This window comes from Mycobacterium bourgelatii (assembly GCF_010723575.1).
GTDB classification, from domain to species: domain Bacteria; phylum Actinomycetota; class Actinomycetes; order Mycobacteriales; family Mycobacteriaceae; genus Mycobacterium; species Mycobacterium bourgelatii.
The window spans coordinates 4,415,020-4,432,001 of the sequence record NZ_BLKZ01000001.1; the positions used below are offsets into that span (position 1 = coordinate 4,415,020).

13 protein-coding genes and 1 pseudogene are annotated in these 16,982 nt (G+C 65.6%); 5 read left to right on the top strand and 9 right to left on the bottom strand.

Annotated elements, in window-relative coordinates; translation table 11 throughout:
- Positions 1-9: 9 nt before the first annotated feature.
- Positions 10-489, bottom strand: a complete 480-nt coding sequence (locus tag G6N68_RS18935; protein WP_205351387.1) for a ribose-5-phosphate isomerase — start codon at positions 487-489, stop codon at positions 10-12.
- A gap of 102 nt (positions 490-591) precedes the next feature.
- Positions 592-1,203: an Rv2466c family mycothiol-dependent reductase gene (locus G6N68_RS18940; protein ID WP_163715501.1), complete on the bottom strand. Its 612-nt coding sequence runs from the start codon at positions 1,201-1,203 to the stop codon at positions 592-594.
- A 100-nt stretch (positions 1,204-1,303) separates the two neighbouring features.
- Between G6N68_RS18940 and pepN the strand changes: the two genes are divergently transcribed.
- On the top strand, positions 1,304-3,895 hold the full coding sequence (pepN, locus tag G6N68_RS18945) for an aminopeptidase N (RefSeq protein WP_163715504.1): 2,592 nt from the start codon (positions 1,304-1,306) through the stop codon (positions 3,893-3,895).
- Positions 3,896-3,919: 24 nt separating this feature from the next.
- On the opposite strand, the pseudogene G6N68_RS30980 reads toward pepN, so the two are convergent.
- A pseudogene (locus G6N68_RS30980) lies at positions 3,920-4,079 on the bottom strand (IS481 family transposase); the annotation flags it as partial.
- A gap of 293 nt (positions 4,080-4,372) precedes the next feature.
- Between G6N68_RS30980 and G6N68_RS18950 the strand changes: the two are divergent.
- The gene (locus G6N68_RS18950) at positions 4,373-6,328 is read left to right on the top strand and encodes a PPE family protein (RefSeq protein WP_276068803.1); all 1,956 of its coding nucleotides are present in this window, start codon (positions 4,373-4,375) and stop codon (positions 6,326-6,328) included.
- 122 nt (positions 6,329-6,450) lie between these two features.
- On the opposite strand, the gene G6N68_RS18955 is transcribed toward G6N68_RS18950, so the two are convergent.
- From G6N68_RS18955 to G6N68_RS18965, 3 genes are all read right to left on the bottom strand, one after another.
- The gene (locus G6N68_RS18955) at positions 6,451-6,918 is read right to left on the bottom strand and encodes a DUF5130 domain-containing protein (RefSeq protein WP_163715507.1); all 468 of its coding nucleotides are present in this window, start codon (positions 6,916-6,918) and stop codon (positions 6,451-6,453) included.
- The gene (gene ctaJ, locus G6N68_RS18960) at positions 6,905-7,141 is read right to left on the bottom strand and encodes an aa3-type cytochrome oxidase subunit CtaJ (RefSeq protein ID WP_163718806.1); all 237 of its coding nucleotides are present in this window, start codon (positions 7,139-7,141) and stop codon (positions 6,905-6,907) included. Before ctaJ ends, G6N68_RS18955 begins: the two co-directional genes overlap by 14 nt.
- Before the next feature lie 63 nt (positions 7,142-7,204).
- Positions 7,205-7,849, bottom strand: a complete 645-nt coding sequence (locus G6N68_RS18965; RefSeq protein WP_163715510.1) for an HNH endonuclease — start codon at positions 7,847-7,849, stop codon at positions 7,205-7,207.
- Positions 7,850-7,979: 130 nt separating this feature from the next.
- Here G6N68_RS18965 and G6N68_RS18970 point away from each other — a divergent pair, with 130 nt between their 5' ends.
- The 3 genes from G6N68_RS18970 to G6N68_RS18980 are packed head-to-tail and all read left to right on the top strand — an operon-like array spanning position 7,980 to position 11,037.
- A complete protein-coding gene (locus tag G6N68_RS18970) occupies positions 7,980-8,375 on the top strand; it encodes a globin (RefSeq protein ID WP_163715514.1) in 396 nt (131 codons plus the stop codon).
- Complete coding sequence (locus G6N68_RS18975; RefSeq protein ID WP_163715517.1) at positions 8,375-9,967, top strand: glycoside hydrolase family 13 protein; 1,593 nt, start codon at positions 8,375-8,377, stop codon at positions 9,965-9,967. The genes G6N68_RS18970 and G6N68_RS18975 overlap by 1 nt, the downstream gene beginning before the upstream one ends.
- A gap of 53 nt (positions 9,968-10,020) precedes the next feature.
- A complete protein-coding gene (locus G6N68_RS18980; protein WP_163718807.1) occupies positions 10,021-11,037 on the top strand; it encodes an FAD-dependent oxidoreductase in 1,017 nt (338 codons plus the stop codon).
- 36 nt (positions 11,038-11,073) lie between these two features.
- On the opposite strand, the gene G6N68_RS18985 is transcribed toward G6N68_RS18980, so the two are convergent.
- Genes G6N68_RS18985 through G6N68_RS18995 form a run of 3 tightly spaced genes read right to left on the bottom strand, consistent with a single transcriptional unit; the run spans position 11,074 to position 16,963 of the window.
- Complete coding sequence (locus G6N68_RS18985; RefSeq protein ID WP_205351388.1) at positions 11,074-11,751, bottom strand: DUF8010 domain-containing protein; 678 nt, start codon at positions 11,749-11,751, stop codon at positions 11,074-11,076.
- Entirely contained in the window at positions 11,736-12,164 is a 429-nt protein-coding gene (locus G6N68_RS18990) for an acyl-CoA thioesterase (protein ID WP_163715519.1), read from the bottom strand. The genes G6N68_RS18985 and G6N68_RS18990 overlap by 16 nt, the downstream gene beginning before the upstream one ends.
- Positions 12,161-16,963 carry an NAD-glutamate dehydrogenase gene (locus G6N68_RS18995; protein WP_163715525.1) on the bottom strand — a complete coding sequence of 1,601 codons (4,803 nt, stop codon included), beginning with the start codon at positions 16,961-16,963 and terminating at the stop codon, positions 12,161-12,163. The genes G6N68_RS18990 and G6N68_RS18995 overlap by 4 nt, the downstream gene beginning before the upstream one ends.
- Positions 16,964-16,982: the final 19 nt, after the last annotated feature.

The following is a 16,982-nucleotide window of genomic DNA, read 5'->3' on the forward strand; positions in this document are numbered from 1 at the left end:
AGACGTCTCCTACTTCGAAGCGCCGGGCACTGGCGGCGCTTCGTGGGTGCGTTCGTACTCGGCGAGGATGTCGATGCGACGTTGGTGGCGTTCGGCTTCCGACCACGGGGTGGTCAGGAACGCGTCGACGATCGCGAGGGCCTCGGGCACCGTGTGCATGCGGCCGCCGATCCCGATCAGCTGAGCGTTGTTGTGCTGACGCGCCAGCGACGCGGTCTCCACACTCCATGCCAGCGCGCAGCGGGCTCCGGGCACCTTGTTGGCAGCGATCTGTTCGCCGTTGCCCGAGCCGCCCAGCACGATGCCGAGGCTGCCCGGATCGGCCACCGTGCGCGCCGCCGCCTCGATGCAGAACGCCGGGTAGTCGTCTTCGGCGTCGTAGGTGTACGCGCCGCAGTCGATCGGTTCGTGGCCGTTTTGCTTCAGATGCTCGATGATCTGCTGCTTGAGCTCATATCCGGCGTGGTCAGCACCCAGGTAGACGCGCATGCCGGACATTCTGCACGACGCAGTCCAGCCGTCTCGCCGAGCGTGGCCTCCGCGGCCGTCTCGCCGAGTGCACTGGGCGCAGCGCCAACCGCGCCCGACCGTTCAGTCGAACGTGGGCGCCTCGGTGCGGGTCCGCTTCAGCTCGAAGAAGTGCGGGTACGACGCGAAGGTCACCGACGCGTCCCAGAGCTTTCCGGCCTCTTCGCCGCGCGGGATCTTGGACAGCACCGGGCCGAAGAACGCAACGCCGTTGACGTGGATGGTCGGGGTGCCGACGTCGGGCCCGACGGCGTCCATGCCTTCGTGGTGGCTCTTGCGCAGGGCCTCGTCGTAGTCGGTGCTCGTTGCGGCCTCGGCCAGTTCGGCGGGCAGACCCGCGTCGGCCAGCGCCAGCTTGATCACCTCGTCGAGGTCCTTGTTGCCCTCATTGTGAATTCGGGTGCCCATCGCGGTGTACAGCGGTTCGAGCACCTTGGAGCCGTGAGCCTGCTCGGCGGCGATAGCCACCCGCACCGGCCCCCACGCCCTCTTCATGTTTTCGCGATATTGCTCGGGTAGGTCTTCCCGGTTCTCGTTCAGTACCGCCAGGCTCATGACGTGCCAACTGACCTCGATGTCGCGGACCTTTTCCACCTCGAGAATCCAGCGTGAGGTGATCCAGCACCACGGACACAACGGGTCGAACCAGAAACCGGCTTCAGACTTCTCGGGCATTTATGGGTCCTCTCCTGGCGGTCGATTAGCCATTGAGCACAACCGTACTGGTCGCGCTCCTTGTTCCCACCCCGTCGGCACAGCCACGTAAGTTGGACGCGTGGCACTTCCAAATCTCACCCGCGACCAGGCTGTCGAACGCGCCTCGCTGGTTACCGTCGACAGCTATCAAATCGATCTCGATCTGACCGACGGCAACGGCGCGCCCGGCGAACGCACCTTCCGGTCCACCACGACGGTGGTGTTCGATGCGCTCGCCGGCTCCGACACCGTCCTCGACATCGCCGCCGACAAGATCCACAGCGCCACCCTCAACGGCAAGGAACTCGACGTCTCCGACTACGACGAATCGACCGGGATCCCGCTGCGTGGCCTGGACAAGCGCAACACCGTCGTCGTCGATGCGGACTGCCGCTACTCCAACACCGGCGAGGGCTTGCACCGCTTTGTCGATCCCGTCGACGGCGAGACCTACCTGTACTCGCAGTTCGAAACCGCCGACGCCAAGCGCATGTTCGCCTGCTTCGACCAACCCGACCTCAAGGCGACCTTTGACGTGCGGGTGAAAGCGCCCGAGCATTGGCAGGTGGTCTCCAACGGCGCCACCGTGAGCGTCACCGACGGCGTCCACGTCTTCGCCACCACGCCGCGGATGAGCACCTATCTGGTGGCGCTGATCGCCGGGCCGTACGCCCGCTGGACCGACACCTACAGCGACGAGCACGGCGACATCCCGTTGGGCATCTATTGCCGCGCCTCGCTGGCCGACTACATGGACGCCGAGCGGCTGTTCACCGAGACCAAACAGGGATTTGCCTTCTACCACAACAACTTCGGCATGCCCTACGCATTCGGCAAGTACGACCAGCTGTTCGTGCCCGAATTCAACGCCGGCGCAATGGAAAACGCCGGCGCGGTGACGTTCCTCGAGGACTATGTCTTCCGCAGCAAGGTCACTCGGGCCTCCTACGAACGACGCGCCGAGACCGTGCTGCACGAGATGGCCCACATGTGGTTCGGCGACCTGGTGACCATGACGTGGTGGGACGACCTGTGGCTCAACGAGTCCTTCGCCACCTTCGCCTCGGTGTTGTGCCAGGCCGAGGCCACCGAATACACCGAGGCCTGGACCACTTTCGCGACCGTCGAGAAATCGTGGGCGTACCGGCAGGACCAGTTGCCGTCCACGCACCCGATCGCCGCGGACATCCCGGACCTGCATGCGGTCGAGGTGAACTTCGACGGGATCACCTATGCCAAGGGCGCTTCCGTGCTCAAGCAGCTGGTCGCCTACGTCGGCCTGGAGCAGTTCCTGGCCGGCCTGCGCGACTACTTCAAGACGCACGCCTTCGGCAACGCCACCTTCAGCGACCTTGTCACCGCGTTGGAGAAGTCGTCGGGGCGCGACCTGTCCGACTGGGGAAAGCAGTGGTTGCGGACCACGGGCCTGAACACGCTGCGGGCCGATTTCGACGTCGACGCCGACGGAAAGTTCACCCGGTTCGCGGTGACGCAGAGCGGCGCGGCGCCCGGCGCGGGTGAGACGCGTGTGCACCGACTGGCCATCGGGATCTACGACGACGAGGATTCCGGCGGGTCCGGAAAGTTGGTGCGGGTCCATCGCGAGGAGATCGACATCGATGGTCCGTCGACGGATGTCCCTGCGCTGGTTGGGGTTTCGCGCGGCAAGCTGGTGCTGATCAATGACGACGACCTGACCTATTGCGCGCTGCGGTTGGACCCGGAGTCGCTGCAGACGGCACTCGAGCGCATCGCCGACATTGCCGAACCGCTGCCCCGCTCGTTGGTGTGGTCGGCGGCCTGGGAGATGACGCGGGAGGCGGAGTTGCGCGCCCGCGAATTCGTGGCGTTGGTGTTGGGCGGGGTGCATGCCGAAACCGAGGTCACGGTGTTACAGCGGCTGTTGCTGCAGGCGCAGACGGCCGTGGGTTCCTACGCCGAGCCCGGCTGGGCCCGTGAGCACGGCTGGCCGCAACTGGCCGACCGGCTGCTCGAGTTGGCCCGCGACGCCGAACCCGGTTCGGATCACCAACTCGCCTTTGTCAACGCGCTGTGCACGTCGGTGTTGTCACCGCGGCACGTGGAGGTGCTGCAGGGCCTGCTGGACGGAAGCCCAGCCGAGCAAGGCCTGGCCGGCCTGGATGTCGACACCGACCTGCGCTGGCGCATCGTGATCGCGCTGGCCACCGCGGGGGCCATCGATGCAGACGGGCCGGACACGCCGACCATCGACGCCGAAGTGCAACGCGACCCGACCGCTGCAGGCAGGCGGCACGGCGCCCAGGCAGCCGCGGCGCGCCCGCAACTACAGGTCAAGGAAGAGGCATTCACCAAGGTGGTCGAGGACGACACCCTGGCCAACGCCACGAGCCGGGCGATCATCGCGGGCATTGGCGCACCTGGGCAAGGGGAACTGCTCAAGCCGTTCGCCGCGCGCTACTTCGAGGCGATACCGGGTGTGTGGGCGCGGCGATCCAGCGAGGTCGCGCAGTCGGTGGTGATCGGCCTCTACCCGCACTGGGACATCAGCGACGAGGGCGTCGCCGCCGCGGACAAGTTCCTGAGCGCGCCGGAGTCCGAGGTGCCGCCGGCGCTGCGCCGACTGGTGCTGGAGGGCCAGGCCGCCGTCAAGCGGTCGCTACGAGCGCGACGGTTCGACGCCGGGGTCTAGTTGTCGTGACCTGACAGGTTGTTGTCAGACGGCGAGCCGGCTGATGGGTGGTTTTCCGCCGAGAGCGGAGTGGCCTCGTCGAGTGTTGTAGCGGCGTGGGAATTTGATCAATGCCTCGTGTGCAGGCTGTTGGATGACCAGGCGCTGGCCTAGGCCGCTCTACTTTGCCGTTGGTCCAACGACATCTAGTCGTCGCAGGGGCGGCCGGGGGTTGAGGGTCCGGAATTTGCGGGCGCTGACCAATTGCATTTTGCGTACGAGTTCGACGCGGGCGAGCGGCCAGGATCGCACTGGCCAGAGCGTTACCGCAGCGGCTCATCGCGACCGGTTGGACGGCCGCCGGCCGCATTGCGCGTCGTTGTTTTTTGCTGAAAAGCCGGTGCTCGCTACCGCCACGGTCGTAGCATCCGTGACTACACAGCTCCGGTTGGGCGCTAGTCGCGCCCGGAGCGGCTGGGGAGGCTATGGGAGGCCATCATGAGTTTCGCGGTACTACCACCCGAGATCAACTCATTGCGGATGTTCATCGGGGCGGGGTCGACGCCCATGTTGCAGGCCGCGGCGGCCTGGAACGGGCTGGCCGGGGAATTGGCCACCGCGGCCAGTTCGTTCAGCTCGGTGACCGCTGGGCTAGCCAGCCAGGCCTGGCAGGGCCCCGCCTCGGCGGCGATGCAAGCCGCCGCCGCCCCCTACGTGAGCTTTCTAAACGCGGCCTCGGCCCAAGCCGGGGGCGCGGCCGGCTCGGCCGAAGCGGTGGCGAGCGCCTTCGAGGCCGCCAAGGCCGCCAAGGCCGCCACGGTGCATCCGCTGGTGGTCGCGGCCAACCGCAACGCCTTCCTGCAGCTGGTGCAATCCAACTGGTTCGGCCTTAACGCCCCGGCCATCGCGGCCGCCGAAAGCATCTACGAAGAATTCTGGGCCGCCGACGTGGCGGCCTTGGTCGGCTATCATGGCGGGGCCTCGGCCGCCGCCGCCCAGCTCAGCTCCTGGCAGGCCACGCTGCAGGGTCTGCCCGGTATCGGTCAGATCTTGGGGGGCGCGGCAACCGCAGCGAGCACCTTGCCCGACCTCGGCCTCGGCAACAAGGGCGGCGGCAACATCGGCAACGGCAACAACAACCCGACCACCGCCGCGGGCAACATCGGTAACGGCAACACCGGCAGCGGTAATGTCGGCTTCGGAAACACCGGGATCAACAACACTGGCCTTGGAAATTTGGGCTCCGGTGCAGAGAACCCCGGCGGCAACGTGGGCGCAGGCAATATCGGAAGCCGCAACCTAGGCATGGGTAATTCCGGCGCCTACAACACCGGCATGGGGAATGTCGGCAACGGAAACATCGGCTTCGGCAACACAAATATCATCAACGGGGCCGCCGGCGCCGCCGGAAACATCGGGGCTGGCAACACCGGCTCGGGCAACATCGGGTTCGGGCTCACCGGCAACAATTTGATCGGCATTGGAAATGCCTACTTCGACGGCAATACCGGTCAATTCGTTTTCAACGGCCTGAACTCAGGCAGCGGCAACATCGGCTTCGGCAACTCGGGTGTCAACAACATCGGCTTCTTCAACTCGGGCGACGGAAACGTCGGCTTCTTCAACTCGGGCGCCAATACCGACCCAACTCAACTGGGCCACCTCCAGGGCGCCGGCTTCGGGAACTCCGGCTACGGCAGTTTCGGCTTCGGAAACACCGGCCAAGGAAACTTCGGCTTCGGGAACTCGGGCATCTTGAACACCGGGTGGGGGAACTCGGGCGACTTGAACACGGGCGCTGGCAATTCGGGCGGCAGCGTCACGAACACGATAGCCAGCCTCCTCGGAGGGAGCCCTCAACCGCAGCCAGGAAACACGGGCTTCGGGAATTCCGGCTTCGGCAACACGGGCAATGGGAATGCGGGCAACCTGAACACCGGCTTCTGGAATAGCGGCAACGTGAACACCGGCGGCTTCAATTCGGGCGGCTACAACACGGGCTTCGGGATTGCCACCGACTCCGGGCTTGACCACTCGGGCTTTAACAACGTTGGCAAAGACGTCTCCGGCTTCAACAACAGGGCCAGCGGAGCCGCCGCCAGCGGCGGGTTGTCAAACGTCGCTTACAACGGCTCGATGTCGGGCTTCAACAATACGGCGAACGGCGCTCACGTGACCGGCGGCCTCATCCACATAGCGGTCGCCGGGGGCATGTCGGGCTTCGGCAACACCGCCAGCGGCGCTCTGGGCGCCGACGTTGGTGGTGGCGTTGCTCGGCTTTCACTTAACGGCCTGACCACAGGCTTCTTCAACACCGGCGTCACTGCCCCACTTTCGGCGCTCGGACTCAGCCTGCCGATTAACGCCCTCAGCGGCCTCCTCTCGGGCGTCGGGAACTCATTTACCGGGATCCCGGGCTTCTTCAACCTGCTGAAGGTGTTGCAAGGCAAGTAGCCGGCGCTCTTGACGCCGCAGCCCCCGCGAGCGCGCCCGCTTGTACGGCGACACGCCGTGTTGGCCGTGCATTTGAGCGCCCTCGCGGCGGCCGACCAACTCGGCGCCCTCGCGGCCGGCGATTACTCCGGTGAGATCCCCGAGGACAGCACATTGATGGCGCTGACCAGACCGTCGATCAGGTTGCCCTGCTCGAACGCCGAGGAAGCGGCGGCAACTCCGAGCGGGGCGGCCGACTCGGCACCGCGGCCACGCAATGCAGAGCCGTAAACCACCTCGATGGCGGACTGATTGGGCGAGACCGCAAGCAGCACCGCGTGGTTGGGCGTCGGCACTTTGGCCAGAATCTCGCGTGCCCGCGCGGCGGTGTCACTACCCAGGTCCCCGAGGTAGATCGCGAACCGGGCGTTGGACGCCCGAGAGGCGTACTTCAACGCGTCGTCCACGGCTACCAGGTCCTTGATCGGGAACGGATAGGTGACCGACAGCTCGCCGGGTTCGGTGACCCCGGACAACCGTCCGCTGCTTGTCAGCGCCCAGCCTCTGGGCAGCTCGGTCGGTTCGACCGTCGCGACTTCACCATGTGCCACTGGCGCCACCTCCGACTGTGAATTCCGATGCACCGTGGCCGCCGTGGCCACCGTGCGCGTTGCGAATAGCCTCGTCAGTAGCTGCCCACAGGATCGGCGGATGCGTCCACTTCTCCGACAACTTGTACGTCTCGGGGTGGGGCCCCTTGCGAGTCAAGTAGATCAAGCTCAGCGCCACAAACAGAGCCAGCGGTATTCCGGTGAATAAAAGGTGAATCTCCATAGCGCTCACGACGGACACCGTATCCCAACGGGGGGCCCGCCGCCTATGGCACCTACGCCACGCCTATGCCGCGCCCTCGCCGAGATATCGCGCCCACGCCGGGTCCAGATCCTTAAGGGTCGACAACAGCCGCCAGTGCTGTCCGGTCGGCGGCACCGGTGCCCGCCGCAGCACCCAGCCGAGCTCGCTGAGCAGCTTGTCGCCCTTGCGGTGGTTGCACGTCGAGCAGCACGCGACGCAGTTCTCCCAGGAGTGGTCTCCCCCGCGACTGCGCGGCACCACGTGATCCACCGTGTCGGCCTTCGCCCCGCAGTAGGCGCAGCAGAAGCGGTCCCGGTGCATCAGCGCCGCGCGCGTCATCGGCACCCGCGCCCGATAGGGAACCCGGACGTAGGTCCGCAACTGGATCACCGACGGCACCACGATCGACCTGGTCGCGGAGTGGATGACCGGTCCCGCCGGGTCGTCATGCACCACGTCCGCCTTACCGCAGATCAGCATCACGATCGCGCGGCGCAGCGGCAGCGCGGTAAGCGGCTCGTAGGTGGAGTTGAGCAGCAGCACCCGTCGGCGGTTCCAGATCGACGCGGTCTCGTGCCGGTTGGGCGGATGGGTTTCGACGCTGTGCAGGCATGGCGCGTTCGCAGGCCCAGTTCCCACTGCCGCGGTGCCAGTGCGGTGGCCGCGGCGTGTCTTGCCTTGCGCCATAGATCCTCCGCGGAACAGTCCACCATGATTCGCTGCCAACTGCACGCCATTTGCGCTGAGCACGCCGTGTCGGTTCGGTGAACAGCCGGGGTGAGCGGGCCGATCCGGCAGATGGCCCACAATGGAGGGGATGAATCCGAACCCCGAGTCTTTCTACGACGCCGTCGGCGGCGCCGAGACCTTTCATGCCATCGTGGCGAGGTTTTACGAGCAGGTCGCCGAGGACGAGATACTGCGTCCCCTGTACCCGGAAGAGGACCTTTCGGGCGCCGAAGAGCGCTTACGCATGTTTCTCGAGCAGTACTGGGGCGGCCCGCGGACCTACTCGGAGCGACGCGGTCATCCCCGCCTGCGGATGCGACACATGCCGTTCCGCATCACTCCGATCGAGCGGGACGCCTGGTTGCGGTGCATGCATACCGCGGTGGCCTCCATCGACTCGCAAACACTCGACGACGAACGGCGTCGCGAGCTGCTTCAATACCTGGAGATGGCCGCCCACTCCCTCGTCAACTCCGCATTCTGATGACCGACCCGGCACCCATGTGGTGGCAGTCTGCCGTCTTCTACCAGGTCTACCCCCGCTCGTTCGCCGACAGCGACGGCGACGGCGTCGGTGACCTGGACGGGCTGACCGACCACCTCGATCACCTGGTCGACCTCGGTGTCGACGCGATCTGGATCAACCCGGTCACCGTCTCCCCGATGGCCGACCACGGCTACGACGTCGCAGATCCCCGCGACATCGACCCGCTGTTCGGCGGAATGGCCGCGTTCGAACGGCTGATCGCGGCGGCGCATGAGCGCGGCATCAGGGTCACCATGGACGTCGTGCCCAACCACACCAGTTCGGCACATCCCTGGTTTCAGGCCGCGTTGGCTGCGGGTCCGGGCACCGAAGCCAGAGACCGTTACTTCTTTCGAGACGGCCGCGGCCCAGACGGACTGCTACCACCGAACAACTGGGAATCGGTGTTCGGCGGGCCGGCCTGGACACGCGTTGTCGAGCCGGACGGCCACCCGGGTCAGTGGTATCTGCACCTGTTCGACACCGAGCAGCCCGATCTGAATTGGGACAACCCCGAAGTCTTCGACGACTTCGAGAAGACCCTGCGGTTCTGGTTGGAACGCGGCGTGGACGGCTTCCGCATTGATGTGGCCCACGGGATGGCCAAGCCGGAGGGTCTGCCCGACGCCGCGGACGAGGCCGAGATTCTGCGGCACACCGACGACGACCCGCGCTTCAATCGCCCGCACGTCCACGCCATTCACCGCGATATCCGCGCGGTCATGGACGACTACCCCGACGCGGTCACCATCGGCGAAGTCTGGGTCCAGGACAACGCCCAGTGGGCCGAGTACGTGCGGCCGGACGAACTGCACCTCGGCTTCAACTTCCGGCTCACCCGAACCGAGTTCGACGCCACCGAAATTCACAACGCGGTACAGAACTCGTTGGATGCCGCGGCGCTGGAAAACGCCACCCCGACCTGGACGCTGGCCAATCACGACGTGGGGCGGGAGGTCTCCCGCTACGGCGACGGCGAGATCGGGCTACGCCGGGCACGGGCCATGGCGTTGTTGATGCTGGCCCTCCCGGGCACCGTGTTCATCTACAACGGCCAGGAGCTGGGGCTTCCAGACGTGGATCTGCCGGACGAGGTGTTGCAGGACCCGACTTGGGAGCGCTCGGGGCGGACCGAACGCGGACGCGATCGGTGCCGGGTCCCGATGCCGTGGTCAGGTGATGCTCCCCCGTTCGGGTTCTCGACGTCCGCCGATACCTGGCTGCCCATGCCGGACGACTTTGCCGCGTTGACCGTCGAGAGGCAGCGCAACGACCCCGAGTCGATGTTGTCGTTCTTCCGGCGTGCCATCGAAATTCGTAAGGGGCGCGCGGAATTCCAAGGCGGGGACGTCGATTGGCTGTCCGCACCGAAGGGTGCGTTGATATTCCGGCGGCCCAACCTGCCCGGCGAGAGCGAGCTGGTGTGCGCACTGAACGCGGGTCGGCGGCCGATCGCGCTCCCGCGCGGCGAGGTGCTGTTGGCCAGCGCACCGCTGATCGACGGCCAACTGCCGCCCGACAGCGCCGTCTGGCTGACGCGAGTCGGCTAGCACTTCTGGGCTCGGTCCTCTATACGTGATGCATGTCGTCCTACGAGTGGGCAGTGATCGGAGCCGGGCCAGCCGGAATTGCGGCGGTGGGGAGGTTGCTCGATCACGGGATAGCCCCCGAGCGGATCGCGTGGATCGACCCTTCCTTTGCGGCCGGAGACCTCGGCAAGAAGTGGCGGTCGGTGTCGAGCAACACCATCGCCAAGACCTTCCTGGAATACCTGAACGCTTCCAAGGCCTTTCGGTTCTCCGAGGCTCCCCAGTTGCCACTGCTGGAGGTCGACCCGGACGACACGTGCGCGCTGGAACTCGTCGCGGATCCGCTGCTGTGGGTGACCGATCAGCTGCGCCAGCGCGTCGAGGTGTTTCAGACGAAGGCAACCGCGCTGTACCTCGAGAACCGCCACTGGCAAATTAAGACCACAGCACAGGAGATCGCGTCGAAGAATGTGGTTCTTGCCGTCGGTGCGATTCCCAAGAAGCTGGATTATCCGCAACTAAAAGAAATCCCAGTGGAGGTTGCGCTCGACCCGGATCAACTCGCCCAACTTCCCTTGGAAGGCGCAACGGTAGCGGTCTTCGGCTCATCCCACTCGTCCATGATCGCGTTGCCCAATCTGTTGCGTCATCCAGTGCGCAAAGTGATCAATTTTTTCCGTCATCCGCTCAAATATGCTGTTTATCTGGATGATTGGATCCTCTTCGACGACACCGGCCTCAAAGGGCGGGCGGCGGAGTGGGCCCGGGAAAACATCGATGGGGTGCTCCCGGATCGGCTGGAAAGGTACTCGGTCACCAGTCCGAATTTCGAAGAGAAACTCGGCGAATGCGATCTCGTCGTCTATACCGTCGGATTCGAGCGCAGGAAGCTGCCGGCCACACCCCAATGGGGGCAACTGGACTACAACCCGCAGAACGGAATTCTTGCGCCTGGCCTGTTCGGGCTCGGCATTGCATTCCCGGAATACTCCGTAGACCCGTACGGGTACGGGCAATACCGCGTGGGTCTCAAGAAGTTCATGGACTACCTTGACTCGATTCTCCCGCTGTGGTTGGTCTACGGGACCTGACGAAAACCAGCGCCAAAAAATCGGTGTGATTTTTCCTCAGCGCAGGACCAAAGCCGGACCGCCGCGGCGCCGGTACACCGAGCCGAAGCGGGCGTCGATGCGCAACCAGGTCGGCGAGAACCGGACCCGGATCATCTCGTCGGCGTTGATCGACTCCGCCGATTGCGGCAGGAAACCCATTGCGGTCAAGGCGAATACGCAGCGCATCGGCAGGCCGACGACGGTGTCCCCGGAGCTGACCTGGATGACTTCCTGATCGAGCAACGAGGCGGGTGGCCCGTGCGCGCTGCTGTGCTGCTTGGCCAGCTCCGCACCGCTCTGCGCCAGATCCAGCATCACGCGGGCCGGCACGTCGTCGAGGTGGGTGAAGCCGGAGTCAGGAGGCAACGCCCCCCGCCACGCCGAGTCCATCGCAAAGCCGGGGTCGACGTAGCCCGACGGACCGACGTCGGCCAGACCGCGAGCCAGTTGGTCGGCACCGACCGACAAGTCGTCCGGGCGCACCGTACCCGCCACCACCCTGCCGGCCAGTACGTCGAAACCCGTTGCCACCCATGCCGTCAGCAATCCCAGCGAGCGGGTCCGAAGTCGGATGACCGCGGCGTCGTCGAGGCGCATCGCGCGGCGCACGAACGCCGCCAGGTCCGCGCGGTGGGCCGCATCTGGCAACCACAGCCCGCGTTCGGTTGTGCCGCCGGCTATTCCCTCAGCCACCGCTGCAGGTATTCCCGGTGGTGCGGCGCCAACCGCACCAACCGTTGCTCTTTGATGTGCACCGCGGCCAACTGTGATTCGGCGATGACGGCGGGTTTGGACTCCGGATCGGCGTTCACCGAACGGACTTCGTAGCCGAGCGTGAAGTCAACCGCGCGCAGGCGCTTCGTCCAGATGGTGACCTGCAGGGGCGAGTCGACCAGGCGCAACTGGTCCTTGTAGGTGACCCGCACGTCGGCGATCAACAACCCGATCTCGGTGATCTCGGCCTGGAACGGTTCCTTGAGAAAGGGCACGCGCGCCTCTTCGAGGATCGTGACCATGGTGGCGTGGTTGACATGCTGGTACATGTCGATGTCAGACCAGCGCACCGGCACCGGTGCGACAAACCCGTTCTTTTTATCGTTGCTCAACCTGAAGATCCCCGTCCGCTGGTGCGGGTCATGCGGCGGATCTGACGCGCCGCCACCGATAGCGTGGCGAGATCCATTGCGCCGCTTTCGCGAATCTCGTTGAGCGTCCGGCGGGCCCGCTCCACCCGCGAGGCGCTGATGTGCTCCCACTCGGCGATCTTCTCCTCACCGCTTTCGTCGGGCTCCCCCACGGCCAGCACGTCGAAACACAATGCACGCAGCGATGCGTAGATGTCGTCGCGAATCGCCAACCGCGCCAACGCATGCCACCGGTCGGTTCGGGGCAGCTCGGAAACCGCGGTCAACAACCCGTCGGTGCCTAGCCGATCCATCAAGGCGAAATAGGTGTCGGCAACGTCGGCGGTGTCGATCTCGGTGATGTCGGCGATGTCGATGATGTCGAGCAGGCTGTAGCGATACAGCCCGACGGCGACGCGGTACGCCAAGTCGGGCGGAGCACCCTGGGCCGTGAATTCCGCGGCTTCCTTCTCGACAATGGCCTTGTCGTCCCCGCGCAACCACTCCGACATGCGCGGCGTCAGCGCCTTGACCTTGGCGGCGAACCGGTTGATCTCGGCACCGACGGCAAGCGGCTGCGGACGGTAGTTGAGCAGCCAGCGTCCGGCACGGTCGACCAATCGCCGGGTGTCCAGTGTCATCCGGTCCGACAATGCGACCGGCAGATTCGCCGCGCGGATGCGCCGCCAGATGTGTTCGATACCGAATATCGCATCGGTTGCCGCGTAGGTGCGGACCGCGTCGATGAGCGTGACGCCGACGTCCTCGGTGATCCGGAACGCGTAGGTGATCCCGGCCGTATCCACCAGGTCGTTGATCAGCATCGTGGTGATGATCTCCCGACGCAGCTGGTGCTGGCGGATCTCCGGGGTGAACCGATCACGCAGCGGCTTGGGGAAGTAACGGGGCAGCCGGGACGCGAACACGTCCAGATCCGGCAGCTCGGTCTTCAACACCTCGTCTTTGAGCTCGAGCTTGACGTGCGCCATCAGCGTTGCGATCTCGGGAGAGGTGAGTCCCAGGCCGAGCTCGGCGCGCCTGGCGATTTCTTTCTCGGACGGCAACGCCTCCAGCTCGCGATTGAGGCCGCGCTCGACCAGGTGGCGGATCTGATCGGCATGCACCGGCAACAGGCTGGGCGCGTTGGTGCGGCTGGTGCCCATCAGGTCGTTCTGGTCCTCGTTGTCGGTGAGGACCAGCTGGCCAACCTCGTCGGTCATCGACTCCAGCAGTTGGCTGCGTTCTTCGGCCTTCACCTTGCCGGCGGTGACCAGCGAGTCGATCAGAATCTTGATGTTGACCTCGTGGTCGGAGCAATCCACGCCGGCGGAGTTGTCCATCGCGTCGGTGTTGATCCGCCCACCGGACAGATCGAACTCGACGCGGCCCAACGCCGTAACCCCAAGGTTGCCGCCCTCACCAATGACCTTCGCCCGCACCTGATTTGCGTTGACCCGCACCGGATCGTTGGCGCGGTCGCCGACGTCGGCGTCGGACTCACTTTCCGCCTTGATGTAGGTGCCGATGCCGCCGTTGAACAGCAGATCCACCGGCGCCTGCAGGATCGCGCGGATCAGGTTGGGCGGGGCCATTTCCTTGACGTCGGCTTCGATGCCGAGAGCGGCACGGACCTGCGGACTGACCGGGATGGTCTTCTGGTCGCGGCTGTACACGCCGCCGCCCTCGCTGATCAGCGACTTGTTGTAGTCGTCCCAGCTGGACCGGGGCAGTTCGAACATGCGCCGGCGTTCCTCCCAGGAGGACGCGGCGTCGGGGTCGGGATCGAGGAAGACGTGCCGGTGGTCGAAGGCGGCGACGAGCCTGATGTGCTTGCTCAGCAGCATGCCGTTGCCGAACACGTCGCCGCTCATGTCGCCGATGCCGACAACCGTGAAGTCCTGGGTCTGGGTGTCGACTCCCATTTCCCGGAAGTGTCGCTTGACCGCCTCCCACGCGCCTTTGGCGGTGATGCCCATGGCCTTGTGGTCGTAGCCCACCGACCCACCGGACGCGAAGGCGTCGCCCAGCCAGAATCCGTACGACTCGGCGACCTCGTTGGCGATGTCGGAGAAGGTGGCGGTTCCCTTGTCCGCGGCCACCACCAGGTAGGCGTCGTCACCGTCGCGACGCACCACCCCGGGCGGTGGGTTGACCTTTCCGGTGGCCTTGTCGACGTTGTCGGTCACGTCGAGCAAGCCGGAGATGAACAGTTGGTAGCAGGCGACGCCTTCGGCGCGGGTGGCTTCGCGGTCGGCCGCCGCGTCGCCGGTGGCCAGGGGCGCCCGCTTGACGACGAATCCGCCCTTGGCGCCGACCGGCACGATGACGGCGTTCTTGACGGCCTGCGCCTTGACCAAGCCGAGGATCTCGGTGCGGAAGTCGTCGCGACGGTCCGACCAGCGCAGCCCGCCACGGGCGACCGGCCCGAAGCGCAGGTGCACACCTTCGACGCGAGGCGAGTAGACAAAGATCTCGAACTTCGGCCGTGGTAGCGGCAGTTCGTCGATCAACTGGGCATCAAGCTTGAGCGCCAAGACGTTTCGGCTGCGCGCGGAACCGTCGCGCGTCACAAAGTAGTTGGTCCGCAGGGTGGCTTGGACCAGCGAGGCGAACCCGCGCAGGATGCGGTCGGTGTCCAGACTCACCAGCGCGTCGATGTCGGCGGCGACGGCCGCGGCGGCCGCTTGTGCGTCGCGGCGATCCGAAGGCTCGGGATCGAACAGCGCCTCAAACAATTCCACCAGCGATCGCGCGGTCGATGGATGGTCGTTGACCACCGTCTCGATGTAGGACTGGCTGTACGGAAAACCAGCCTGCCGTAGATATTTCGCGTAGGCGCGCAGGATCACGGCCTGCTGCCAGGTCAGCCCGGCACGCATCACCAATTCGTTGAACCGGTCGACCTCCGCCCGGCCTTGCCAGATCGCGGTGACGGCGTCGGCGAATCGCTGGGCACCCGCCTCGCGCTCTTCGGCCGTGTCGGCCAGCGGGATGGTGGGATGCGGGGAAATCCGGAACTGATAGATCCAGACCGGCAGCCCGTCGGGCCGGTCGACGGTGAACGGCCGTTCTTCCAGCACGACGACGCCCATGCTTTGCAGCATCGGCAACAGCTGACTCAGCGAAGCGGTGCGTCCACCGAAAAACCAGGTCAGCCGGGCGATTCCATGCTCGTCGCGTTCGGAGAAGACCAGCTTGACCGAGTCATCGGTGAGTTCGTTGATGAAGGCGATGTTTTCGATGGCTTCGGCCGGTGTGACCGCCTGCTTGTATGCCTCGGAAAACGCCTTCGCGTAGTGCTCGGCGTCGGCGTAACTGATCGAGCCCGACGCCGCGAGGCCGATAAGCCGATCCGACCAGGTGCGCGCGGCCTCACTGAGCAGGCCCTGGATTCGGATCCGGTTGCTTTCCGAGACGTCGACGGACCCGGGTGCCGAATCCTCGGGCAACCGGACCATGAAATGCATCAACGCCCAAGGCGATTCACTGACCCGAGCGGTGAATTCCAGGCTGGTACCGGCGAATTCGCGGACCAGGATGTCTTCGATCTTCAACCGCACGGCGGTGGTGTAGCGGTCACGCGGCATATAGACCAGGCAGGACACGAAGAACTGCAGCCGATCGGCGCGCAGGAACAGCAAAGCGCGTCGTTGTGATCCCAGATCCACCACGGCTTTGGCCATGGACAGCAGCCGGTCAGCGCTGAGGCTGAAAAGCTCTGGGCGCGGCACGGTTTGGATCACATCGAGCAGCAGCTGACCAGGGTGACTGGGGTCGCTGCCGGCCAATGTGAGTGCTTCGCGGACCCGCCGCGAGATGAACGGGATGTCCAGGACGTCGGCGTTCATGGCGGCCACGGTGAAGAGTCCGACGAAGCGGTGTTCGAAGACGTCGTCACCGACGTTCTCGCGAACGGCGATGGCGTACGGGTAGGCCCCGTACCGCAGGTAGCTGCCGACCGCGGCTTGCGCCAATACCAGCAGTTTCGACTCGTCGGTCAGCCGCGGCCGGGTTCCCGACCGCGCGCGCAGCACCCCGAAACCGGTGGATGCGTCCCCGTAGACGTATCCGTTGTCGACCCGGCACCGTTGGTAGCCCAGCAGCAAGAAGTTGCCGTCGCCCAGCCAGTGCAGCAGCTCCGCCACTTCGTGGCGATCCGGCGCGGAGTAGTGACCCTGCGGGTCGCTGTCGACCTCTTCGGCGAGGTCGGCCATGGTGCGGATCATCGCGGACGCGTCGGCGGCGACCCGCTCGACGTCGGCCAGAACTCGGGGCAGCAGCCGTTCGACTTCGACCAGGGTCTTGCTGTCCACCAATGGCGACAACTGAACGTGGATCCAGGCCTCACCGTGATCCCGCGCGGCGCTGTCGGACTTGGGTTGGATGTCCAGCAGTTCCCCCGTCGGGCCACGCCGCACGTCGAACACGGGAACCATGACCGCGGTGTAGCCAACCCCCAACCGGTGCAGCAGCACCGTGACGGAGTCCATCAGCATGCCGCCGTGCTCGGTGACGACCTGAAGTGCGGGCCCGAATCCAGCCGGGTCGTCAGCGGGGTAGACGGCGACCCGGCTTTCGCCCGCAGCACGGGCCTGCGCCAGCCGGTAGTGGGCGGCCACCAGTGAGGGGGTGACGAGCGAGTCCGGGGTTTGCGGCGAACCGTCTTCGGCGGATCCTCGATAGCTGTCTAGGTAAGCCTTCAGGATCCAGTCATCGACCGGGGTGCCCTGGTCAATGGTGGTGCGCGGATGATCCCGCGTGGTCCCGGGGTCGATCGTCATGCAACGTGCTCCCAACTCC